The 22,710-nt window shown below is 67.4% G+C and carries 21 protein-coding genes; 4 read left to right on the top strand and 17 right to left on the bottom strand.

Going from position 1 to position 22,710, the window contains the following annotated elements; translation table 11 throughout:
- Nucleotides 1–9 precede the first annotated feature (9 nt).
- Nucleotides 10–1,050, bottom strand: coding sequence for an ABC transporter substrate-binding protein (locus tag L880_RS0126410; RefSeq protein ID WP_027478153.1), 1,041 nt, complete (start codon nt 1,048–1,050; stop codon nt 10–12).
- A 644-nt stretch (nt 1,051–1,694) separates the two neighbouring features.
- Between L880_RS0126410 and L880_RS0126405 the strand changes: the two genes are divergently transcribed.
- Nucleotides 1,695–2,705: an isopenicillin N synthase family dioxygenase gene (locus tag L880_RS0126405; protein ID WP_027478152.1), complete on the top strand. Its 1,011-nt coding sequence runs from the start codon at nt 1,695–1,697 to the stop codon at nt 2,703–2,705.
- Between the two features lie 27 nt (nt 2,706–2,732).
- Here the strand turns inward: L880_RS0126405 and L880_RS0126400 are convergent, their stop codons facing one another.
- The 4 genes from L880_RS0126400 to L880_RS0126385 all read right to left on the bottom strand — a co-directional run bounded on the left by L880_RS0126400 (nt 2,733) and on the right by L880_RS0126385 (nt 5,972).
- A complete protein-coding gene (locus L880_RS0126400) occupies nt 2,733–3,218 on the bottom strand; it encodes a nucleoside deaminase (RefSeq protein ID WP_027478151.1) in 486 nt (161 codons plus the stop codon).
- A gap of 10 nt (nt 3,219–3,228) precedes the next feature.
- On the bottom strand, nt 3,229–4,002 hold the full coding sequence (locus L880_RS0126395) for an ABC transporter permease (RefSeq protein ID WP_027478150.1): 774 nt from the start codon (nt 4,000–4,002) through the stop codon (nt 3,229–3,231).
- Between the two features lie 11 nt (nt 4,003–4,013).
- The gene (locus L880_RS0126390) at nt 4,014–4,853 is read right to left on the bottom strand and encodes an ABC transporter ATP-binding protein (protein ID WP_019574784.1); all 840 of its coding nucleotides are present in this window, start codon (nt 4,851–4,853) and stop codon (nt 4,014–4,016) included.
- Nucleotides 4,854–4,943: 90 nt separating this feature from the next.
- Entirely contained in the window at nt 4,944–5,972 is a 1,029-nt protein-coding gene (locus L880_RS0126385) for an ABC transporter substrate-binding protein (RefSeq protein ID WP_019574783.1), read from the bottom strand.
- 193 nt (nt 5,973–6,165) lie between these two features.
- On the opposite strand from L880_RS0126385, the gene L880_RS0126380 reads away from it, so the two are divergent.
- Nucleotides 6,166–6,567 (top strand): type II toxin-antitoxin system RelE/ParE family toxin, encoded by a 402-nt coding sequence (locus L880_RS0126380; protein WP_027478149.1) that lies wholly within the window; start codon nt 6,166–6,168, stop codon nt 6,565–6,567.
- A complete protein-coding gene (locus L880_RS0126375; protein WP_027478148.1) occupies nt 6,539–6,862 on the top strand; it encodes a helix-turn-helix domain-containing protein in 324 nt (107 codons plus the stop codon). The genes L880_RS0126380 and L880_RS0126375 overlap by 29 nt, the downstream gene beginning before the upstream one ends.
- Before the next feature lie 49 nt (nt 6,863–6,911).
- On the opposite strand, the gene L880_RS0126370 is transcribed toward L880_RS0126375, so the two are convergent.
- The 11 genes from L880_RS0126370 to L880_RS0126320 all read right to left on the bottom strand — a co-directional run bounded on the left by L880_RS0126370 (nt 6,912) and on the right by L880_RS0126320 (nt 21,657).
- Nucleotides 6,912–9,218, bottom strand: a complete 2,307-nt coding sequence (locus tag L880_RS0126370) for an NADP-dependent malic enzyme (RefSeq protein WP_027478147.1) — start codon at nt 9,216–9,218, stop codon at nt 6,912–6,914.
- 83 nt (nt 9,219–9,301) lie between these two features.
- Nucleotides 9,302–10,789, bottom strand: coding sequence for a nucleobase:cation symporter-2 family protein (locus tag L880_RS0126365; protein WP_027478146.1), 1,488 nt, complete (start codon nt 10,787–10,789; stop codon nt 9,302–9,304).
- Between the two features lie 228 nt (nt 10,790–11,017).
- Nucleotides 11,018–11,707 carry a GntR family transcriptional regulator gene (locus L880_RS0126360; RefSeq protein WP_027478145.1) on the bottom strand — a complete coding sequence of 230 codons (690 nt, stop codon included), beginning with the start codon at nt 11,705–11,707 and terminating at the stop codon, nt 11,018–11,020.
- 20 nt (nt 11,708–11,727) lie between these two features.
- Nucleotides 11,728–13,593: a methyl-accepting chemotaxis protein gene (locus L880_RS0126355; RefSeq protein ID WP_027478144.1), complete on the bottom strand. Its 1,866-nt coding sequence runs from the start codon at nt 13,591–13,593 to the stop codon at nt 11,728–11,730.
- 150 nt (nt 13,594–13,743) lie between these two features.
- Nucleotides 13,744–15,024, bottom strand: a complete 1,281-nt coding sequence (locus L880_RS0126350; protein ID WP_027478143.1) for a C4-dicarboxylate transporter DctA — start codon at nt 15,022–15,024, stop codon at nt 13,744–13,746.
- 271 nt (nt 15,025–15,295) lie between these two features.
- A complete protein-coding gene (locus L880_RS0126345; protein ID WP_027478142.1) occupies nt 15,296–16,036 on the bottom strand; it encodes a tyrosine-protein phosphatase in 741 nt (246 codons plus the stop codon).
- Nucleotides 16,037–16,105: 69 nt separating this feature from the next.
- On the bottom strand, nt 16,106–16,936 hold the full coding sequence (locus tag L880_RS33710; protein ID WP_043330779.1) for a pseudouridine synthase: 831 nt from the start codon (nt 16,934–16,936) through the stop codon (nt 16,106–16,108).
- A complete protein-coding gene (locus L880_RS0126335; RefSeq protein ID WP_027478141.1) occupies nt 16,933–18,207 on the bottom strand; it encodes a M20 family metallopeptidase in 1,275 nt (424 codons plus the stop codon). Before L880_RS0126335 ends, L880_RS33710 begins: the two co-directional genes overlap by 4 nt.
- A 4-nt stretch (nt 18,208–18,211) precedes the next feature.
- Nucleotides 18,212–19,981 carry a 2-oxo-4-hydroxy-4-carboxy-5-ureidoimidazoline decarboxylase gene (gene uraD, locus L880_RS0126330; RefSeq protein WP_027478140.1) on the bottom strand — a complete coding sequence of 590 codons (1,770 nt, stop codon included), beginning with the start codon at nt 19,979–19,981 and terminating at the stop codon, nt 18,212–18,214.
- A gap of 2 nt (nt 19,982–19,983) precedes the next feature.
- Nucleotides 19,984–20,946, bottom strand: a complete 963-nt coding sequence (gene puuE / locus L880_RS0126325; protein ID WP_027478139.1) for an allantoinase PuuE — start codon at nt 20,944–20,946, stop codon at nt 19,984–19,986.
- 36 nt (nt 20,947–20,982) lie between these two features.
- Entirely contained in the window at nt 20,983–21,657 is a 675-nt protein-coding gene (locus L880_RS0126320) for a GntR family transcriptional regulator (protein WP_019574772.1), read from the bottom strand.
- A 123-nt stretch (nt 21,658–21,780) separates the two neighbouring features.
- Between L880_RS0126320 and uraH the strand changes: the two genes are divergently transcribed.
- Complete coding sequence (gene uraH, locus L880_RS0126315; protein WP_019574771.1) at nt 21,781–22,131, top strand: hydroxyisourate hydrolase; 351 nt, start codon at nt 21,781–21,783, stop codon at nt 22,129–22,131.
- Nucleotides 22,132–22,143: 12 nt separating this feature from the next.
- Here uraH and L880_RS0126310 read toward each other — a convergent pair whose 3' ends face one another.
- A complete protein-coding gene (locus L880_RS0126310) occupies nt 22,144–22,665 on the bottom strand; it encodes a hypothetical protein (protein ID WP_084461679.1) in 522 nt (173 codons plus the stop codon).
- Between the last annotated feature and the right edge of the window lie 45 nt (nt 22,666–22,710).

The following is a 22,710-nucleotide window of genomic DNA, read 5'->3' as shown; positions in this document are numbered from 1 at the left end:
CGCGGCGGATCAGGCCTTGAGCTTGCGCTCGGCCGCCGTGGGCAGGAAGCGGTCGGTCCAGAACTCGGCCAGCGTGGGCGAGCCCTTGAGGCCGAAGGCGGTCACGGTCTCGTCGATGGTGGCCTGCAGCCGTGCCGGGGTGGCCGCGCCCCAGCCGTTGGCGCGGGTGTCGGCGGTCTTCATGGTGCCGTCCACGATCAGCTTGAGGCGTTCGTACTCCAGCTCTTCATTGGCCAGTGGCTCGCGGGTCTTGATGGCGGCGGCGCCGGCACGCGGGTCGGCCATCACCTCAATCCAGCCGCGGGTGGTGGCCTTCACGAAGGCTTTCATGGCGTCGGGGTGTTCCTGCAGGCTCTTGGGGTTGGCCACCAGGCCGTTGCCGTAAGACTTCATGCCCAGGTCGGAGAAGCGGAACACCGTGAGCTGTTCGGGGCCCATGCCGCGCGCCTTGAGGTTGAGCAGGCCGGTGAAGAAGAAGTAGGCCGCGCCGTCGAAGTCGCCCTTCACGAAGCGGGTGTCGCCGATGTCGGGCGACACGTTCTCCCACTTCACGCCCGAGGGGTCGAAGCCCTGGGCCTTGGCAAAGGCCGGGAACAGCTTGCGCGAGGCGTTGAAGGGCTGGCCCAGCAAGGTCTTGCCGGCCAGATCGGCCGGCTTCTTGATGGGGCCGTCCTTGCGCACGATGATCGAGTTGGGGTTCAGGTCGTACTGGATGGCCACGGCCAGCAGCTGCGCCGTCGGGTTGGCCAGGTTGAATTCGATCATGGTCGACAGGTCGGCCGAGGCCACGTCGTAGGCGCCGCTGCCCACCAGGCTGATGGCGGCGGCCGAGCCGTTGCCGGTGTCGATGCTCACGTCCAGCCCCACGTCCTTGTAGTAACCGCGTTGCTGGGCCAGCAGAAAGCCGGCGCCCGAGGCTTCGATCTTCCAGCCCAGGTTGAACTTGAATTTCTGCAGCGAGCCCTGGGCGCGCACCCAGGGGGTGACCAGGGGGGCGGTGACGGCGAGTGTGGCGGCGGCGCTGGCGCGCAGAAGGGAACGGCGTTGCATGGAAAGAGCACTCCTCAAGTGGCGTGTGGGGCACGTGGGTCGGGAGGCACGGGCGGGCGCGCTCCCGGGATGCGGCCCGGGCGACCGGCCCGCATCCTGAAGGCAGCGCTGCACCGGGTGGGGCAACCCGGTGGCCTGCGCCTGACTTCAAGAGCAATTTCCGGGCGGCTGGGCCGCTGAACGCTTCTACTCTTGAGCGGGACCGGGTGCAGTTTTCATGCCACCTCGGCTGGGGCGCCACACGAGGGCACGAAGTGCGATCAAGGGCCTCTCCAGCGCAGGAACCGGCACCGGCCTGAGGCGTTCTGCGCCACGCTGGTGCGTGTCAGGCCGCCTGGGCCTGGCCTGAAACCTGCTTGATCGCTGGCAAGAGTAGAAGCGTTCAGCTGCCCGATCCGGCCGGTGTGCCGGGCCTGGGGCAGACCGGGAATTGCTCTTGAGGCCCGGCGGGGCCTGCTTCCCAGGAAGCCGGTGCCCGCATGCGCTTCAGGGGCCTGCCCGGCCGGCTGGATCGATTCGGATCGTCTTCGATCGAATACTTCCGATGGAAAGGGCGGGTGTCTCCGGGGCGCGGGCTGTGTTGTCACACCCACCGATTCCGATTCAAGGAGCCCCGAATGAGCACTGCCACCCTTTTGTCTTCCATGACCTCTGATTCCCCTGTTTCCCCCACCGCCTCGGCCCAGTCTGAACTGGTCAAGGAGTCGCGCATGGGCGCCCTGGGCTCTGAAACCGGCCAGCGTGAGATCCGCCGCATCTCGTTGGCCGACTATGAGCAGCGCAAGGCCCAGATCGCCGATGAGCTGTGGTCGGCCGCCGTGGACGTCGGCTTCTTCCAGATCGTGGACCACGGCATCGACCTGGCGGCGGTGCGCGAGGCCTTTGCCACCTCAGAGCGCTTCTTTGCCCTGCCCGATGCCGTGAAGGCCCAGTGGCCGCACCAGAAGGCCAACAACGTGGGCTGGGAGACCAAGGCCCAGGTGCGGCCCAGCACCGGCACGCCGGACCAGAAGGAGTCGTATCAGATCACGCGCCCCCACATGGCGGGCCTGTGGCCCAGCGAGGCCGAGTTGCCGGGCTTCAAGGCCACCATGCTGGCCTTCGAGGCCGACTGCTGGGCCTTGGGCATGAAGGTGCTGTCGTGCTTTGCCGACAAGCTGGGCTTTGCCAGTGACTTTTTCACCGGTGCGCACGATCCCGCCAGCCCCGAGTACCAGAGCACGCTGCGCCTGCTGCATTACTACGCCATCCCGCCCGAGGCCCAGGCCCATCTGGACCTGTGGCGTGCCGGCGCGCACACCGATTTCGACTGCCTGACCCTGCTGTTCCAGCGCCCGGGCCAGGGTGGCCTGCAGGTGTGCCCGGGCAAGGAGATGGATTCGCAGGCCTGGACCTCGGTGGAGCCCGACGAGGCGGCCATCACCTGCAACATCGGCGACATGCTGATGCGCTGGAGCGACGACCTGCTGCCCTCGAACTTCCACCGCGTGAAGAACCCCCAACCCGGCGAGTACATGGGGCCCCGCTACAGCGTGGCCTTCTTCTGCCAGGCCAACCGCGATGCGGTGATCGAAGGCCCGGCGAAGAAGTACCCGGCCATCACGGCGGGCGACTACCTGCGCCAGCGCGTGGCGGCCAACTTCAAGCCGTATTGAGCCGGGTCGGGCTGGGGCCGGGCACGATCAGCGCGCGGCCCAGAAGCCCTGGTGCGGGGCCAGCAGCTCTTCACGCAGGGTGGCAAAGGGCCCCAGCACCTGCACCGCCCGCTGGCCGCAGGAGAACACCTCGCGGCAGGGCAGGTCCAGGGTGGGGTTCTCGGGATGATCACCCGTCAAGCTCAGCAGATCGGTCTCAGACGCCCCATAGACCACCCGCCCGATGCCGGCCCAGTAGATCGTGCCGGCGCACATGGCACAGGGTTCGAAGGTGGTGACCAGGGTGCACTGCGCCAGTTCAGCGGGGCTCCAGCGGGCCGCTGCCTCGCGGGCCAGGGTGGATTCGGCGTGGTTGACGGTGTCGATGTTGCCCTGCTCGGCCAGCACGGTGACACCATCCGCGCCCAGCAGCAGGGCGCCAAAGGGGTGACGCCCCTCGGCCATGGCCCGCCGGGCCACCTCGTTGGCCCGGCGCAGGGCCTGCAGGGCTTGTTCGGGGCTCAGAGGGGGCATGGCGTCTTCCTTACTCGCCGTGCGAGCCCCGGTGGGCCCAGCCGGTGGTGCGTTTCTCGATCAGGCTGAACAGCTCATACATCACCATGGCCATGGCGCCCACCACCAGCAGGCCGGCAAAGGCCAGGCCCATCTGCATGGCCGAGCCGGCACTGATCAGCAAGTAGCCGATGCCTTCGTTGGCAGCCGTCATCTCGGACACCGTGGTGCCCACGAAGGCCAGCGTGATGGCCACCTTGAGCGAGCCGTAGAAGTAGGGCATGGAGCGCGGCAGGCCGACCTTCATCAGCACGTCCCAGCGGCGTGCGCCGAGCACGCGCAGCACGTCTTCCAGCTCGGGCTCCAGCGTGGCCAGGCCGGTGGCGATGTTGACCATGATGGGGAAGAAGCTGATCAGGAAGGCGGTCAGGATGGCCGGGCCCACGCCGATGCCGAACCACACCACCAGGATGGGCACAAAGGCGGCCTTGGGCAGGGCGTTGAAGGCCGTCATCAGCGGGTAGACCGCCGCATAGGCCAGGCGCGAGCTGCCGATCACAAAGCCCAGCAGCACGCCCACCACGATGGCCAGGCCAAAGCCCGCCATCGTCACCCAGAAGGTGCGCCAGGCGTGGCCCGCGATGATCCACTTGAACTCCATGAACTGGCTGCCGATGCGTGCCGGGCTGGGGAAGATGAACTCGGACACATTGAAGGCCGAGCACAGCACCTGCCAGGTCACCAGCACCGCCACCAGCAGCAGCCAGGGCGACCAGCGTTCGATCATTTTCTTGTTGTGGGCCATGAATGCCTGCCTTACTGGTTGATGACCGCGCCGGCCTTGCGCAGGGCGCCGATGTGGCCGCGCAGCTCGTGCACGATGTCGGTGAATTCTTTGGTGTAGGTGAGCTCGAGCTCACGTGGGCGTGGCAGCTCGATCTCGCGCTTGACCACGAAGCGGCCCGGGCTCTTGCTCATCACGTACACGGTGTCGGCCAGGAAGACCGATTCGCGCAGGTCGTGCGTGACCAGGATGACGTTGAATTTCTGCTCGGTCCAGAGGTCGCGCAGGATGCACCACAGCTCTTCACGGGTGAAGGCGTCCAGGGCGCCGAAGGGCTCGTCGAGCAGCAGCATCTTGGGCTCGTGGATCAGCGCACGGCAGATGCTGGCGCGCTGCTGCATGCCGCCCGAGAGCTGCCACGGAAACTTGTCCTCGTAGCCGGCCAGGCCCACCTTCTGCAGCAGGGCGCGGGCACGGGCCTCGTACTCCTTGCGCTTTTGCTTGAAGCTGGATCGGTAGGGCTCGACGATCTCCAGCGGCAGCAGCACGTTGTCCACCGTGGTGCGCCAGGGCAGCAGCGAGGGCGCCTGGAACGCCATGCCCGAGATCTTCAGCGGCCCGGTGACGGGCTGCCCATCGATCAGGATGCGGCCCATCGAGGGCATCTTGAGCCCGGTGGTGAGCTTCATGAAGGTCGACTTGCCGCAGCCCGAGGGCCCGACGATGGCGATGAACTCGCCCTGGCGCACCTGCAGATCGATGCCTTCGACGGCGAAGTGGTTTTGCGCCAGCAGCTCGTCGTTGTAGGCGAGCCAGACATCACGGAAGTCGACGAAGTAGGGGGCCTCTGGGGTGGCTAGGGGGGCGGACATGCAGACTCTCCGGACGCGGGGGCGGGGGTGAACAAGGGCGAAAGGCGCTGCAGCCGGCCCGCCGCAGCGGACCGGTTGTGCAGGGGGTGCTTACTTGCGCGGCAGGATGTTGAGTTCAGCGGCCGAGGGCAGGTAGGCGCCGGTCCAGGCGGTGTCGGGGTTGGCCCGGGTCTTGGTGGCATAGGCATCGGACACCTGCGAGGCCATCAGCGACAGGCGCGCCGCGTTCACCTGGCCAAAGCCTTCGGCGCGGGCGTCGGGGCTGTTGATCACGGTGTCGATGGCCAGCTTCAGGCGGCGGGCTTCCAGCTCGCTGTTGATGATGCCGTCGCGCTGCTTCACGTACTCGATGGCGGCCTCGGGCTTGGCGATGACTTCCTTGGCACCCTTGGTGAAGGCCAGCAGGAAAGCCTTGACGGCCGCGGGGTTCTCCTTGAGCAGCTTGGGCGAGGCGATGATGGCGTTGCCGTAAAGCTTCACCCCGAGTTCCGAGTAGGGCATCACCACCACGTCGCTGGCCTTGGCGCCGCGCGCCTCGAGGTTGAGCAGCGAGGTGAAGGTGAAGCCGGTGATGGCGTCGATGTCGCCGCGCACCAGCATGGTCTCGCGCAGCGGCGGGTCCATGGCGGTCCATTGCACGCTGCCCACCTGGTTGGCCTTGGCAAAGATCGGGAAGGCCCGGCGACCTGCGTCGAACACCGGGGCGCCGAGCTTCTTGCCATTCAAGTCGGCTGGCTTGGTGATGCCGCTCTTCTTGAGCGCCATGACCGAGGCCGGGGTGTTGTTGTAGACCATCATGATGGCCACCGGCTTGTTGGGGGCGTCGGGGTTGTTGGCCTGGAATTCCATCAGGGCGGCCAGGTCGGCAAAGCCCATGTCATAGCTGCCCGAGGCCACGCGCTGCACCGCCCCACCCGAGCCGTTGCCCGCATCCACCGTGACATCGAGCTTGGCGTCCTTGAAGTAGCCCTTGGCGGCGGGCAGCAGGAACAGCGCGGCAGGGCCTTCAAAGCGCCAGTCGAGCTGGAACTTGATGGGGGTATTTTGGGCTTGGGCGCTGCCCAGGGCCAGGGCCAGGCTCAGGGCCAGACCCGCTTGGATAAAGCTACGTTTTTGCATCGACACAGGCTCCGTTGGATGTCACGGTGTCAAGCAAAAACAGTGCCTGGGCCTGTCCCTTGCAATTGGGCCGTGGCAGGCCCCGATGGGCCTGCGAGTTCCTGGGCAGGTGTTTTTTTCTGGGGGGGGGCAGCCGAACGCCTTGATGCGACAGGCGGCCTGTTTTTAGTAGCACCAGGTGCTACGATTTGGCATGGTGAATTCAGCGCAAAAGCTCAGCCGAAGTCGGGTGTTCAAGACTGCCTGGTTTGCCAAGGCAGCGCGAAAAGCCAAGGTGCGCGACCCTGCACTGTGCGCGGCGATGCACCAGGCCATGCTCGGATTGGCCGAAGACCTGGGTGGTGGCGTTTTCAAGAAACGCTTGAACGACAACACGCATCGTTCCATCATCCTGGCCAAGGGTGGTCGCCACTGGGTGTACGAGTACCTGTTTGCCAAAAACCTGCGAAGCAATATTGACGCAGACGAACTGCTGGCTTTTCGCTCGTTGGCCAAGGCCTACGCTGCATTGTCCGAGGCTCAGATCGCAGTGCTTCTGGCGCAACAGGATCTGATGGAGATTTGCCATGAAGACCAAGCTCAAATACAAGAGTGATGCCCTGGAGGCCGCTCACACTTCCGCCCAGGCCTTGTTCAAGGTCGGGGCGCTGGAGAAAACCACGCTGCGTGAATTGGACGCCCTGTGTCTGGACCGGCCGCCGGCCCTGGGGCCAGAGCAGATCAAAAAGCTCAGGGAACAGAATCAGGTGAGCCAACCCGTATTCGCCCGCATCCTGAACACCAGCGAATCGACCGTCCAGAAATGGGAGGCCGGTGCCAAGAGGCCCAGCGGCATGGCCTTGAAACTGCTCTTCATCGTGCAGAAGCACGGCTTGAAATTTCTGGCCTGACAAAGCCACCCAGGCTACAACGAACCGGGGTGGCTTCGGCGTCAGGTTTTCAGCGGGTCACACCGGCATTGGCCGCCGCCAGCGCGGTCATGTTGACCACGCGGCGCATGGTGGACGAGGGCGTCATGATGTGGGCCGAAGCGGCTGCACCCAGCAAGATGGGGCCGATGGTCACGCCGTGGCCGCCCGTGGTCTTGAGCACGTTGAACAGGATGTTGGCCGCGTCCAGGTTGGGGCAGATCAGCACATTCGCCTCGCCGCTCAGGCTGCTGTCCATCAGCGAGTGGCTGCGCACGTCTTCGGACAGGGCCGCGTCACCGTGCATCTCGCCATCGCACTCCACATCGGGGGCCAGGCGGGCAAAGATCTCGCGGGCTTCGCGCATCTTCACGGCCGAGGCGCGCTTGGACGAGCCGAAGTTCGAGTGCGAGAGGAAGGCCACCTTGGGCGGCAGGCCGAAGCGTTTCACCTCTTCGACCGAGGCCAGCGCGATCTCGGCCAGTTGCTGGGCGTCGGGGTTCTCGTTGATGTAGGTGTCGGCGATGAACAGGGTGTGCTTGTCCAGCATCAGGGCATTGAGCGCGGCAAAGCCCGAGGCGCCTTCGCGCAGGCCCAGGATGTCACGCACGTGCTCCAGATGGCTGTCGTAGCGGCCCACCAGCCCGCACAGCATGGCGTCGGCGTCACCGAGCTTGACCATCAGTGCCGCGATCAAGGTGTTGGAGCGGCGCACCGCGGCCTTGGCGGCCTCGGGCGTCACGCCCTGGCGGCCCATCAGGCGGTGGTAGGTTTCCCAGTACTGGCGGAAGCGCGGATCGTCTTCGGGGTCGCAGATCTCGATGTCGCGGCCCGGCTGCAGGCGCAGGCCGGCCTTGGCGATGCGCGCCGCGATCACGGCCGGGCGGCCGATCAGGATGGGGCGGGCCAGGCCGTCGTCGACCGCCAGCTGGGCGGCGCGCAGCACACGCTCGTCTTCACCCTCGGCATAGGCCACGCGCTTGTTGGCGGCCTTGGCGGCGGCAAACACGGGGCGCATGAACATGCCGGTGGCGTACACAAAGCGCGACAGGCTTTCGCGGTAGGCCTCGATGTCCTCGATGGGGCGGGTGGCCACGCCGGACTCTTGCGCCGCCTTGGCCACGGCCGGGGCAATGCGCAGGATCAGGCGGGCGTCGAAGGGGGTGGGAATCAGGTAGTCGGGGCCGAAGCTGAGCTCCTGGCCCGCGTAGGCGGCGGCCACCTCGTCGCTCATCTCGGCCTTGGCCAGGTCGGCGATCTCGCGCACGCAGGCGCGCTTCATCTCGGCCGTGATCTTGGTGGCACCGCAGTCGAGTGCGCCCCGGAAGATGTACGGGAAGCACAGCACGTTGTTGACCTGGTTGGGGTAGTCCGAGCGGCCGGTGGCGATGATGCAATCGGGGCGCACGGCCTTGGCCAGTTCGGGGCGGATCTCGGGCTCGGGGTTGGCCAGGGCCAGGATGATGGGCTGGCGTGCCATGGTCTTGACCATCTCGGCGGTCAGCACGCCGGGGGCCGAGCAGCCCAGGAACACGTCGGCCTCGTTGACCACGTCGGCCAGGGTGCGGGCCGAGGTGGTCTGGCAGTAGCGGCGCTTGGACTCGTCGAGGCGGCCGCTCTTGGCGTCGTCGCGCTCGCTCTGGATCAGGCCCTTGGAGTCGCAGACATAGACGTTCTCACGCTTCACGCCCAGGCCCACCATCACGTCCAGGCAGGCGATGGCGGCAGCACCTGCGCCCGACACCGCCACCTTGACGGCGCCGATGTCCTTGCCCACCAGTTCCAGGCCGTTGAGCAGGGCGGCCGAGGAGATGATGGCCGTGCCGTGCTGGTCGTCGTGGAAGACGGGGATGTTGAGGCGGTCGGACAGTTGCTTCTCGATGTAGAAGCACTCGGGGGCCTTGATGTCTTCGAGGTTGATGCCGCCCAGGGTGGGCTCCAGGGCTGCAATGATCTCGACCAGCTTGTCGGGATCGCGCTCGGCCAGTTCGATGTCGAACACGTCGACACCGGCGAACTTCTTGAACAGGCAGCCCTTGCCTTCCATGACGGGTTTGCCGGCCAGCGGGCCGATGTCGCCCAGGCCCAGCACGGCCGTGCCGTTGGTGATCACGCCCACCAGGTTGCCACGCGAGGTGTAGTCAAAGGCCAGCGAGGGATCGGCCTGGATGTCCAGGCAGGGGTAGGCGACGCCGGGCGAGTAGGCCAGCGACAGGTCGCGCTGGTTGGACAGGGGCTTGGTCGGCGTGACCGAGATCTTGCCCCGCACCGGTTTGCGGTGGTATTCGAGGGCGGCTTCGCGCAAGGCTTGCTCGGCGGCAGACAGGGAAGATGACATGAATTGGGTTCCTACGGATGCGTACGCGGGCCAACAGCTTACCCCATCCTGACGGCATGCTGACTGTCAGGAGGGGGGGAGATTCAGTGGCTGTCGGCTTGGCGAGCGGCGGCTCGAATCGCTTCTTCGTCGTGCCGTGCACCGTTGAAGAACAGGTTCAGCAGCACCGCGCTGATGGTGGCCAGCAGGATGCCGGATTCGATCAGCGGGTGGATGGCATGCGGCATCCACTGGCGGAAGTTGGGGGCCAGCAGCGGGATCATGCCCACGCCGATGGAAATCGCGACGATCAGCGCGTTGTGGCGGTTGTCCTTGAAGTCCACACCGCCCAGGATGCGGATGCCGGTGGTCGCCACCATGCCGAACATCACCAGGCCGGCGCCGCCCAGCACCACGGTGGGCAGGGATTCGACCAGGGCCGCCATCTTGGGCAGCAGGCCCAGCACGATCAGGATGATGCCGCCGGCCACGCACACGAAGCGGCTGCGCACGCCGGTCACCGCCACCAGGCCCACGTTCTGCGAGAAGCTGGTGTAGGGGAAGGTGTTGAACAGGCCCCCGATCAGGGTGCCCAGGCCATCGGTGCGCAGGCCGGCGGTCAGGGCCTTGTTGTCGACCTTGCGCTCGGTCATCTCGCCCAGGGCCAGGAACATGCCGGTCGATTCGATCATCACCACCAGCATGACCACGGTCATGGTCAGGATCAGCAGCGGGTCGAACACCGGGGTGGCGATCTCGAAGGGCAGCACGAGGTCGAACCAGTGGGCCTTGCCGACCTTCTCGAAGGTCATCAGCCCCAGGGCCACCGACACCACGCCGCCGATGACGATGCCCAGCAGCACCGAGATGTTGGCCGCGAAGCCGCGCGCAAAGCGGTTGATGGTCAGGATGGAGGCCAGCACCAGGGCGGCCACGCCCACGCCCATCAGGTCGGCGTATTTGGGGTTGGGCACGGTGGGCAGGATGGCCAGGCCCTTGGGGATGGCGGGCAGGGCCGAGCCCGGGGCCGCGGCCAGTTTGCCGGCTTCGGCCAGCCAGCGCAGGTGTTCGGGGTCGGGCACGCTGGGGGCGGTGGGGCCCACGGGGTTGCCGAAGATCCAGTTGATGCCCACGCGCATCAGGCTGACACCGATCACCAGGATCAGCGTGCCGGTGACCACGGGCGGGAAGAAGCGCAGCAGCCGGCTGACCACCGGCGCGATCAGGATGGAGACGATGCCTGCGCCGATGATGGCGCCGAAGATCAGCTGGGCCCCGGCCACGCCGGGGTTGCTGTTGGCGATGGCCACCATGGGGCCGACCGAGGCGAAGGTCACGCCCATCATCACCGGCAGCCGGATGCCGAACCACGGCGTGGCGCCCAGGGCCTGGATCAGCGTGACCAGGCCGCAGCAGAACAGGTCGGCCGAGATCAGCATGGCCACCTGCTCGGGGTCGAGCTTGAGGGCGCGGCCGATGATCAGCGGCACGGCAATCGCGCCGGCGTACATGACCAGCACGTGCTGCAGGCCCAGGGCGGCCAATCGGTTGATGGGAAGGCGTTCGTCGACGGGATGGACCGCTGGATTCATGCTGATTTCCTTGAGGGCTGGAAGGGGCGGAACGTGGTGAACCTGAGACCGCCGCGCGGGGGACCTGCGCACTTCGTGCACATAGTTGTATGTGAAAAGTGTATACAGACCGATCCGTGCGAAGCTCAGTGAAAACCCGAGCGCCAGCAGCCTGCAAGAAGCAGGCCAGAACTCATGGACAAGCCCCGGACAACCCCGGTGAGGGGCTGGGCGGGCTTGTTGGGACGATCAGCCCGGCGTGCGCTGCACCGGGCTCAGCGAATCGCGCAGCCGGTCGTGGATGCGCGGCGTGTCGGGGCGCAAGGCTTCCTCCACATGGCCGATGTGGGCCAACAGACGGTCGCGAGCCAGGGGCAGATCGCCGGCTTCGATGGCCTCGACGATGGCCTCGTGCTCCTGGCACGACTGGCTGGCTTCGTGGCGCGACTGGTACAGCGAGGCGGCCAGCGTGGTGCGGGCGGTCAGGTCGCGCAACACGTCGGTGAGGCTGCGGTGGCCCATGCTTTCGGCCAGGCAGACATGGAAGTCGGCCAACAGAAAGGCGCGGGCCGCCGCATCGGCGCCGTCGATGGCGCTTTTCTCGTCGGCGATGTGCTGGCGCAGGCGCCGTGTCACGGCCTGCAGGGGGCGACCTTCGTCGCCCGCGCTGGCCAGGATGCCGGCTTCCACGATGCGGCGCGCCGAGAACGCATCGCGCGCGTCTTCCACCGAGGGCTCCACCACGTACCAGCCGCGCCGCGATCGCACCTCCACAAAGCCACGTGCCTGCAGCTGCATCAGCGCCTCGCGCACCAGGGTGCGGCTGACGCCGAAGAGGTCTGCCAGGGCTTGTTCACCCAGGCGTTCGCCGGGGGCCAGCTTCTGGGCCAGGATGGATTCGACCACCTGTTGTGCGATTTCGGTCTGGGAGCTGCTCATGGGGTCCTGGAGTTTCGGGGTCAGTGCAGGCGAGGTGCGGTGAAGGTCGATGCCGAAGGTCCTGCAAGCGCTGTGCCCGGCAGGGGCGCATCGCCCAGCTTGAAGGCGCCGACGGCCTGGGCCAGGTGGTGGGCCTGGTCGTTGAGCACCGACGCGGCAGCGGCCGATTCTTCGACCAGGGCCGCATTTTGCTGCGTGGAGCGGTCCATTTCGGCGACCGCCTGGCTGATCTGGCCGATGCCATTGCTTTGCTCGTGCATGGCGCCATTGATCTCTCCGATCAACTGGCTGACGCGGCGGATGCTGTCCATGATGGTGTCCATGGTCTGGCCCACGGCCTGCACACGCTGGGTGCCGGTGCTGACGCGCTCTTCCGAGGTGCTGATCAGGCCCTTGATTTCCTTGGCGGCGGTGGCGCTGCGTTGCGCCAGGCTGCGCACCTCGGCCGCCACCACGGCAAAGCCGCGGCCGTTTTCGCCGGCGCGGGCGGCCTCGACGGCCGCATTCAGGGCCAGGATGTTGGTCTGGAAGGCAATGCCGTCGATCACACCGATGATGTCGCTGATGCGGGCGGACGACTGGTTGATCTCGTCCATGGTGCTGACGGCGCCGGCCACCACCTCACCGCCTTTGGCTGCGGCCTGGCTGGCCTCGCTGGCCAGCTGGGTGGCACGCACCGTGGCTTCCGCCGACTGCTGGACGCTGGCGGTCAGCTGCACCAGGGCGGCCGAGGTCTGCTCCAGGCTGCTGGCCGCGCCTTCGGTGCGGCTGGACAGGTCGTGGTTGCCGTTGCGGATCTCGTCGCTGGCCAGGCGCACCGATTCGGCGCCCTGGCGGATGTCGCGCAGCACCACCGCCATCTTGTCGACGAAGGTGTTGAAGGAGCGGGCCACCTGGGCCACCTCGTCCTGCCCCGAGATGGGCAGGCGCTGCGTCAGGTCGCCGCCACCGGAGCTGATGTCGGCCATGGCGTCGCGCACCTGGGCCAGCCGGCGGAACGCTCGGGCCGTGAAGACCGAGCTCATTGCCGCGGCCAGCAGGGCCAGCACCAGGGTGGCCAGCAGCACGCCGCGCGACACCTCGCCCAGGGCCTGGGTGGCGTCGGCCTTGTCGAGCGCCACGATCAGGTACCAGTCGGTACCCTGGATGGCGCGCGCCTGCAGCAGCTTGCTGACGCCGCCGAGTTCCACCTCCTGCGGGGTGGTGGCGCTGAGCAGCTTGGCCAGCGAGTCGCCGGCCAAGGCCGGAGACAGCTCCGAGGCGGGCTTCAGGGTCAGCTTGGCATCGGCGTGGGCCAGCAACTGGCCGCTGCGGGTGACCAGGATCGCCAGGCTGTTGGGCGTCGGGTGCACGGCGTTCACCACCTGGCGCACGCCGTCCAGGGGCACGGCGCCGCTGACCACCCCGGCCAGTGCGCCGTCGCGCAGCATCGGTGCGGCAAAGGACACAAAAGCCACCCCGGTCGAGGCGTCGGCATAGGGGGGTGTGACCACCAGCTTGCCGGCCTGGGCGGCGGCCTTGTACCAGGGGCGGCCGGTCGGGTCGTAATTGGCGGGGGTGGTGGAGCTGCTGGAGACGTAGCTCTTGTCGGTCCAGCCCACGGTGGTCACCGGAAAGCCACCGGCCTTGTTCATGTGCAGCACGATGCCCTGCGGGTCGCCATGCTGCACCGCGTTGGCGGCGGCCTGCACGGAGGTGGTCTTGGCGGCCACCCACAGGTCGATGGCCATGCCGTTGCCTTCGCTGGCCGCGCTCAGTTGCTGCGCTGCGGTCTGGGTGATGCTGGCGTGTAGCAGGACATAGGTGATGGCGCCTGTGAGGCTCAAGGCCACCACGACCGACAGGGTCGTGATCAGCAGCAGTTTGGTGCGCAGGGAACTCAGCATGGGGAGAACTTCGGTGTGGGGAGGGGGCCGACTTTACTGGCGCTGTATGACGGTCTGAAGCCACCCGCCTTCGCCGGGTGGCGCCAGGCCCAGTAGGGCCGGCGGCAGGCAGAGCTTGGGCATCTGTCCTGGATCATCAGACCGGGGGCATCAGTCGGCCGAGGTGCCGCTGGTGCGGCCGTCCAGCACCGCGTGGGCCCGCTCGCGATCGATGTCGCCTTCCCAGGCGGCAATCGCCACGGTGGCCACACAGTTGCCGATCAGGTTGCCCAGGGCGCGGGCAATGCCCATGAACCAGTCCACCGACAGCACCAGCACCAGCCCGATCGCCGGGATGGCCGGAATGGCTTGCAGGGTGGCGGCCAGCACCACGATGGCCGAGCCCGGAACACCGTGCGCGCCCTTGGAGGTGACCAGCGAGATGGCCAGGATGGCCAACAGATCGGCGGTGGAGATCGGGGTGTTGGTGGCTTGGGCAATGAAGACGGCGGCCAGCGTGATGTAGATCGAGAAGGCGTCCAGGTTGAAGGAATAGCCAGTGGGGATCACCAGGCCCACGGTCGAGTCCCGGATGCCCATGGCCTTGAGCTTGGCCATGATCTGCGGCAGCACGCTGTCCGAGGAGGTGGTGGCAAACACCACCATCAGCTCTTCGCGCAGGTAGCGCAGCAGCTTGAACAGGCTGAAGCCCGACACGCGCATGATCAGACCCAGCACCACCACCACGAAGAACAGGGTGGCGCCGAAGAACAGCGCCACCAGCATGCCCAGTTGCTTGAGCGAGCCGATGCCGTACTTGCCCACGGTGAAGGCGATGGCGCCCAGCACGCCCAGCGGGGCCAGGCGGATCAGCAGGCCCATGGTCTTGAACAGGGCATGCGACAGGTCGTCGATCAGCGAGGTGATGCGCTGGCCTTTGGGGCCCAGCAGGGCCAGGGCGCAGCCGAACAGGATGGCCACCAGCAGCACCTGCATCACGTCGCCGGTCACAAAGCCGCTGAGGGCCGTGGTCGGGATCAGGCGCAGCGCAAACTCGGTGAAGCCGCCGCCGGTGAGCTTGCCTGCGTTCTCTTTGTAGGACGCGAGCGCCGAGCCGTCGAGCGTGCTGGGGTCGATGTTCATGCCCGCGCCGGGCTGGAACACCCAGGCCAGCACCAGGCCCAGCACCAGGGCGATGCCGGTGACCACCTCGAAATAGATCAGGGCCTTGACGCCCACCCGGCCCACCCGCTTGAGGTCGCCCGTGCCGGCAATGCCATGCACCACCACGCCGAAGACGATGAAGGGGATGAGCATCTTGATCAGCTTGATGAAGCCGTCGCCCAGGGGTTTGAGTTTGACGGCCTGTTCCGGCCAGATCAGGCCGACGATGACGCCGACCACCAGGGCCAGAACCACCTGGCCGAAGAGGGATTTGTAAATGCGTGACATGGCTGCTCCAAGGTTGGAAAGAGATGTGGTTTGCAAATCTTGTATGCAAGCAATGTAGGCAAAAGTCGTGCCCATGAATACAGGGTTTTCACGCGGGCTGCAGCGGTGTCCAGGCACCGAAAAGGGGAGTTTCGAGGCTGGCTGCACCGATTTGGCGCGGCGCCTCTGTGTTCTGGGCTGACATGGTGCGGCCCGGACCGAACAGGGGCCGGCTGAGGCGTGGGGGCGGCGGGGCGTGGCCGACGGGCTGGCGCCCGCCGATGCCTTCCGCTCAGAGCAGGTAGAGCGATTCGAGCTGGCGCACTTCAGCCGGGCCCACGCCGAGCACGTCCTGCAGATACGGTGTCAGGCCGCCGTGGTGCTGCTGCACCGTGTCCAGGGCGGCGTCCAGAAAGCTCTGCTGCACCCGCCAGATCACCTGCATCACCTCTTCGGGGCCTTGCCCGATCAGGCCGGTGGGGCGTTGGTAAAGCTCGTTGGTCAGCAGGTAGTCGTGCAGCACGACGGGGCGCTCCACGCCCAGTGCGTGCAGGATCAGGGCCGCGGCAAAGCCGGTGCGGTCCTTGCCGGCGGTGCAGTGGAAGACCAGGGGCTGGTCGCTTTCCAGCAGCAGCCGGAACAGTTCGGCAAAACGGGGCGAGTTGTGCAGCACGAAATCGCGGTAGGTCTGCTCCATCAGCTCGGCGGCATGCTCGGGCGTGAGTTGCTGGCCGCTCTCTTGCAAGGCCTTGGCGCGTTGCACCACCGTGGGCTCGATGGAGAGCGCGTGCTGCTGCACGCCGGGCAGCTCGTAGGCCAGCGCGGCGCGTTCGCCCAGGCCCCGGAAATCGACCGTGCGCGTGACCCCCAGGGCCTGCAAGCGGGCCTGGTCCTCGGGCGTGAGGTGGGCCAGATGATCCGAGCGGTAGATGCGGCCGGGGCGCATGGCCCGGCCACCCCGGGCAGGGTAGCGCCCCAGGTCACGGAAGTTGCTGGCGCCGCTCAGGCGCAGGGACAGGGGGGCGTAGGTCATGAAGCGGTGTGGGGCAGATCAGGGGGTGTCAACGTGACCTGCATGTTATCGCCCTGCATGATCCGCCGGTCAGGTCCTTGTCTCACAGGTGTCCGGGCTGAGGGGGGCCGGCGCGTCAGCCTGCCAGGCCGGGTGTTGCCGCAAGGCCCGCCAATCGAGCAGATCCGGCGGTGGGGGCTGCTCGGTGCCCGGCCCCGGCTGGAGCAGCCCGCTGGAGAAGCTCAGCCACTCGCCGCTCAGGGGGTGGGGGATGTCCAGGGTGGCGGCGTGCAGCCACAGGCGCTGCAGGCCCAGGCGCTCGGCCCACCAGCGGTTGACCGGGCCCTTGCCGTGGGTGGCGTCGCCGATGATGGGGTGGGCCAGGTGCTTGAGGTGGCGGCGGATCTGGTGGCGCCGCCCGGTGCTGGGCCAGGCCTGCACCAGGGACAGGCGGCTGGCCGGGTAGCGCGGGTCGGCCGGCGGCCGGCCAGGCTCGGGCGGCAGGGCCAGCGTGGCCAGGCGCTCGAAACGGGTGTGGGCCTCCTGCACGGGGGCGTCGGGCGGGGCATCGTCGGGGCGCAGCGCGTGGTCGACCTCGATGGCCTGCGACGCCCAGCCCCGCACCACGGCCAGGTAATGCTTGCGCGTGCGGTGGGCCTCGAAGGATTGCGACAGGGCCCGAGCCGCCTCGCTGTGCAGCGCCATCACCAGCACGCCGCAGGTGCCCTTGTCGAGCCGGTGCACCGGGAACACGTGCTGGCCCAGTTGGTCGCGCAGGGCCTGCATCACGAAACGGGTCTCGCCAGCGTCCAGCCCGGTGCGGTGCACCAGCCAGCCTGCCGGCTTGTAGACGGCCACCAGGTGCTCGTCGCGCCACAGCACGGTGAGCGGCTGTGGGTGTTCTGCAGGCTCGGCGTTCAAGCCAGCAGGTCGCTCAGGGCCCGGGCCACCACCTTGGTGGCGGCGCGCAGGTCGTTCAGATCCAGGCGTTCGTCGGCGCGCTTGGCGTGCGATTCGAGCACGGTGCGCGGGCCGGCGCCGTAGATCACGCCGGGGATGCCGCGCTCCACGTAAAGGCGGACGTCGGTGTAGAGCGGCGTGCCCACGGCGGGCACGTCTTCACCCAGCACCGCCTTGGCGTGTTGCTGGATGGCGTCCACCAGGGGTTTGTTGCCGGCCAGCGGGGTCATCGAGCGGGCCAGCAGCAGGCGCTTGATCTCGACGCTGATGCCGGGACGCTCGGCCGCGGCCTGCTCGATCACCTGGCGGATGCGGGCTTCGACCTCGACCGGGTTCTCTTCGGGGATCATGCGGCGGTCCAGTTTGAACATCACCTTGCCCGGCACCACATTGGTGTTGGTGCCGCCTTCGATGCGGCCCACATTCAGGTAGGGGTGGTTGATGCCGGCCACCTGCGAGCTCACCTTTTGGTATTCGGTGTTCTGGGTATACAAGGCGTTCAGGATGTGCACCGCGCCTTGCAGCGCATCGACCCCGGTGTGGGGCACGGCGGCATGGGCCATCTTGCCGTGCACGGTCACTTCCATCTGCAGGCAGCCGTTGTGCGCGGTGACCACCTCGTGCGAGAAGCCGGCCGCCACCATCAGGTCGGGCTTTGTCAGCTGGTTCTTCAGCAGCCAGCCCGGGCCCAGTTCGCCGCCAAATTCTTCGTCGTAGGTGAAGTGCAGTTCCACCGCCCCCTGGCTGGGGCGGGCCACGGCCTCGAGGGCACGCAGGGCGAAGGTGAAACTCGCGAAATCGCTCTTGCTGACGGCCGTGGCGCGGCCATACATCTTGCCGTCCACGATCTCGGCGCCATAGGGGTCGTGGGTCCAGCCCTCGCCCGGGGGCACCACGTCGCCGTGGGCGTTGAGCGCGATGGTGCGGCCACTGCCGGCCGGGCCGAAGGGGCGGCGCACGATCAGGTTGGTGATGCTCTGCATGCCGTAGGCCTGCACCTCGGCGGCGGGCACGGGGTGCTTTTCGGCGTCGTAGCCGAAGGCCTGCAGCAGCTCGGCCGTGCGCTCGGCGTGTGGGGCGTTGTTGCCGGGCGGGGTGTCGGTGGGCACCTGTACCAGGGCCTGCAGAAAGCGCACTTCGTCGTCGAAGTGGGCGTCGATCCAGGCGTCGAGGGCGGCGTACGCTGCGGCGGAAGGGGCGGTGTCGAGAGCGGTGTTGTGTGCTTCGGTCATGGTGTCAGACGGCGGTGAAGTGGTTCAGGACATGGGCGAAGGCGTCCACCGCCAGCTGCATGTCTTCATTGGTGCTCGATTCGAGCGGGTTGTGGCTGATGCCCGAGTTCAGGCCGCGCACGAACAGCATGGCCTGGGGCATCACCTCGTGCAGCTTCATGGCGTCGTGGCCGGCCCCGCTGGGCATGCGGAACACCGGCAGGCCCAGGGCGCTGACGGCGGCCTCCCAGCGCTGCTGCAGCGCCGGGGCACTGGGGGCGGCGGCGGCACGCATGGTCTCTTCGAGGGTGTAGCGCAGGCCGCGGCGTTCGCACAGGGCGGCCAGCTCGGCCAGCACATCGCGGGCCAGCGCGTCACGCTGGGCGTCGTTGGGGGCGCGCAGGTCGAGCGAGAACTTGCAGCGCCCCGGCACCACGTTGATCGAGCCGTTGGGCACCTGCAGCTGGCCGATGGTGCCCACCGAGTCGCCGTCCTGGGCGGCCCGCTTCTCCACATACAGCGCCAGTTCGGCCACCGCGGTGGCGGCATCGCGGCGCCGGTCCATGGGGGTGGTGCCGGCGTGGCTGGCCGTGCCGATCACTTCACCGAGGTAGCGCACGCTGCCGTTGATCGAGGTGACCACGCCCAGGGGCAGGTCCTTCTCGTTGAGCACCGGGCCTTGTTCGATGTGCACCTCGATGAAGCCCAGGTAGGCGGCCGGGTCACGCTGGAGCTTGGGGATGTCATCGATGCACAGGCCGGCGTGCTGCATGGCCTCGCGCATGGTGATGCCGTCGGCGTCCTGCTGGTCCAGCCATTCGGGCTTGAAGTCGCCGATCAGCGCGCCCGAGCCCAGGAAGGTGGCCTTGTAACGCTGGCCTTCCTCTTCGGCAAAGCCCACCACCTCCAGCCCGAAGGGCAGGCGGCGGCCTTGTGCCTTGAGCTGCTGCACGCAGGCCATGGGCACGAAGATGCCCAGGCGCCCGTCGTACTTGCCGCCGTTGCGCACTGTGTCGTAGTGCGACCCCGTCATCAGGTAGCGGGCACCGGCCGTGGCCGGGTGGTAGCGGCCCACCACATTGCCCACGGCATCGATGCCGACCTCGTCAAAGCCGGCTTCGCGCATCCAGTGGGCGATGCGCTGGGCGCAGGCCCGGTGGGCGTCGGTCAGGTAGGTGACGGTGAGCTGGCCCAGCTCGGCAAAGCCGGGGTCGGAGTGCTGGGCGAGCTTTTCTTGCCAGTCCCACACCAGGTTGCCCTGCACCGGCTCGACGCCGAACTTGTCGTTCAGGCGGATCTCGGCGATGCGGTGGATGTTGCGCAGGCACTCGGCCAGCTCGAAGTCGGGGTGGTTGTGCAGCCGGCGCTCAAAGGTCTCGATGATCTCGTGTCGGTTGAGGCCCAGGCCACGCGGGCCGCGCACGGCCAGGATGAAGGGGAAGCCGAAGCGCGCGTTGTAGTCGGCATTGAGCTGCTGGATGCGGGCGAACTCTTCGGGTGTGCAGTCTGTCAGGCCGGCCTTGCCCTGTTCGTTGGTGGACTCGGCGGTCAGGCTCTTGCTGACCATGGCCTTGCCCGCCAGCTCGGGGTGGGCACGGATCAGGCCCAACTGGGCGTCGCGCCCGGACTGGCTGACGACCTGGGTCAGCGCGTGCTTGAGCTGGGCCAGCGACTGGAAAGGGCGCTGCGGCAGCACGCGCTCGACGATCCAGGGTGAGTGCTCGTACAGGCCATCGAGCCATTGCAGGGCTTGCTCGGCGGGGGCGGTGTTGAATTCGGCAAGGGTGAGGGCCATGGTCAGCCTGCTTTCTGTTCGGTGAAGGGGTGCACCTGCTGCCAGTGGCGGGCAATGTCGATGCGGCGGCACACCCAGACCTTGTCGTGGCGCTGGATGTGGTCAAGAAACTTCTGCAGCGCCACCATGCGCCCGGGGCGGCCCAGCAGGCGGCAGTGCATGCCGATGCTCAGCATCTTGGGGCGGTTCTCGCCGGCAGGGTCGCCCTCGGCGTACAGGCAGTCGAAGCTGTCGCGCAGGTACGTGAAAAAGTCGTCGCCCTGCGAGAAGCCTTGCGGCAGCGCAAAGCGCATGTCGTTGGTGTCCAGGGTGTAGGGCACCACCAGGTGCGGCACCACGGCGCCGTCGCTGCGCTCGACCTTCATCCAGAAGGGGAGGTCATCGCCGTAGTAGTCGCTGTCGTACTCCAGCCGGCCGTCGTCCACCACCAGGCGGCGGGTGCGTGGGCTGTCGCGCCCGGTGTACCAGCCGGTGGGGCGCTGGCCGGTGAGCTTTTCGATCGCGTCCAGCGCCACGCGCATGTGCTCGCGCTCGGTCGCCTCGTCGATGTTCTGGTAGTGGATCCAGCGCCAGCCGTGGCAGGCGATCTCATGGCCCAGTTCGACAAAGGCCTGGGTCAGCTCGGGGTGGCGTTGCAGGGCCATGCCGACGCCGAAGATGGTCATGGGCAGGCCGCGCTTCTCGAACTCGCGCAGGATGCGCCACACGCCCACGCGTGAGCCGTACTCGTAGATGCCTTCCATGCTCATGTGGCGGTCGGGGTAGCTGGCCGGGTTGAACATCTCGGACAGGAACTGCTCCGAGCCGGCGTCGCCGTGCAAGGTGGCGTTCTCGCCGCCTTCCTCGTAGTTCAGCACGAACTGGACCGCAATGCGGGCCTGGCCCGGCCACTGGGCGTGGGGCACATCGCGGCCGTAGCCGATCAGGTCACGGGGGTAGGGTTGGGTGGTGTCGTAAGGCTTCATGGGCGGGCTCGGAGGGCTGACGGTGTGGTGTGAAGTTCAGGACAGGGCCATGGACAGGTCGCTGGTGGGCAGCTTGCGGTCGAAGGTGAGGCTTTCCTCGACATGGGTCAGGTGATCGTTCATGAGTTGCACCGCCAGGGCTTCGTCGCGCGCCGCCAGGGCCTTGACGATCTCGCCGTGCTCCTCGTGGGAGTGTTCGGCCGCACTGGCCGACTGGTACATCAGCGTGATCAGGGCGCAGCGCGAAATCAGCTCACCCAGCAATTGGGCCAGCACCTCGTTGCCCATCAACTCGGCCATGCGCACATGGAAGTCGCCCAGCAGTTCGGTGCGACCGGAGGCATCGCCATCCTGCACGGCGGCTTTTTCGCGGGCCACGTGCTCGCGCAAGGCCTTGATCTTGCTAGGGGTGACATCGCGCACAAAGGCACGCGTCATTTCAGCCTCCAGCATGCGCCGCACGGCGAAAACCTGGCGGGCCTCGGTGACCGAGGGCGCCGCGACAAAGGCCCCGCGCGCCGGCTCCAGCCGGATCAGGCGGTTTTGCGACAGCTGGAACAGGGCCTGGCGGACCAGCGTGCGCGACACGCCGAAGTGGTCGGCCAGTTTCTGTTCGGCCAGCTTGGTGCCCGGCAGCAGCCGGTGTTCGACGATGGCCCGGGTCAGGCTCTCGACGATGACGTGGGTGGTCGATGGGTTGGGGGCGTCCATGGGTTCATGATAGCTGCCAATTCAAAAAGTGTATACACTTTTGGTTCACGATTGCCGTCATGGCAGCCTTCACCCGGTCGCCCAGGTGGCCGTCTCTTGTCTCGTCACCCGAAAGGATCACCCATGGGCCTCAGTACCCACGTTCTGGACACCATGCACGGCAGCCCGGCCGCCGGCATGGGGGTTTCGCTGTTCACCACCCAGGGCGACAACGCCACCCTGGTGCGCCGCTTTGTGTTGAATGCCGATGGCCGCTCCGACGGCCCGCTGTATGACAACAACAACCTGCGCCCTGGCACCTACCGCCTGGTGTTCGAGGTGGCGGATTACTTCCGCGCCCGCGGCGTCGACCTGCCCCAGCCCCCCTTCCTCGACAAGGTGACGCTGGACTTCGGCATCGCCCATGCCGATCAGCACTACCACGTGCCCCTGCTGGTCAGCCCCTGGAGCCATTCCACCTACCGCGGCTCCTGAGGCCGGCGCGGTTCAGCCGCCGCTCTGACCTTCCGTCAGGGTGTCGAGCTGGAACTTGCCGCTCTGGTCCCACAGCCAGGTGTCGGTGTAGACCACCTTGCCCAGGCGGGCCGGCACCGGGTAGGGCGCGGCCGCGCGGGCCGTGCGCTCGATCTCGGCGATCACCTCCGGGGCGTGGCGCGGGGCACGCATCCAGTGCAACTGTGTGACCTGCCCCCGGGTGTCGATGCTCACCTGCAGCACACCCACCGCGTACAGCATGGGTGGCAGCTTGCCCGCGTAGATGCGCTGGGCATTGAGCTTGTACAGGTGCTGGGCCGCATCCTGGCGGTAGGCCTTGGGGGTGGTGGCTGCCGAGGCCGGACTGATCGTCAGGGCTCCACCGCTGCCGGCTGGGCTGCCGGCCGGGCCCGGCGTTTCGGCGGCAGGCGTGTTCTCGCTCAGCGGCGGCGTGGGGCTGCTGCCGCAGGCGGCCAGCAGCGCGGCCCAGGCCGTGGCCATCAGCCACAGGGGGCGCCGGATCAGGGCTTGCATGGGGCCGTTTGACTGGGGGCTTGGCAGCGGGCTTGGGCGTGGGGC

It is taken from the genome of Curvibacter gracilis ATCC BAA-807, assembly GCF_000518645.1.
Classification (GTDB): Bacteria; Pseudomonadota; Gammaproteobacteria; order Burkholderiales; family Burkholderiaceae_C; genus Curvibacter; species Curvibacter gracilis.
Note: the sequence above shows the minus strand (reverse complement) of the source record. Positions and strands in the feature narration are given on the sequence as shown.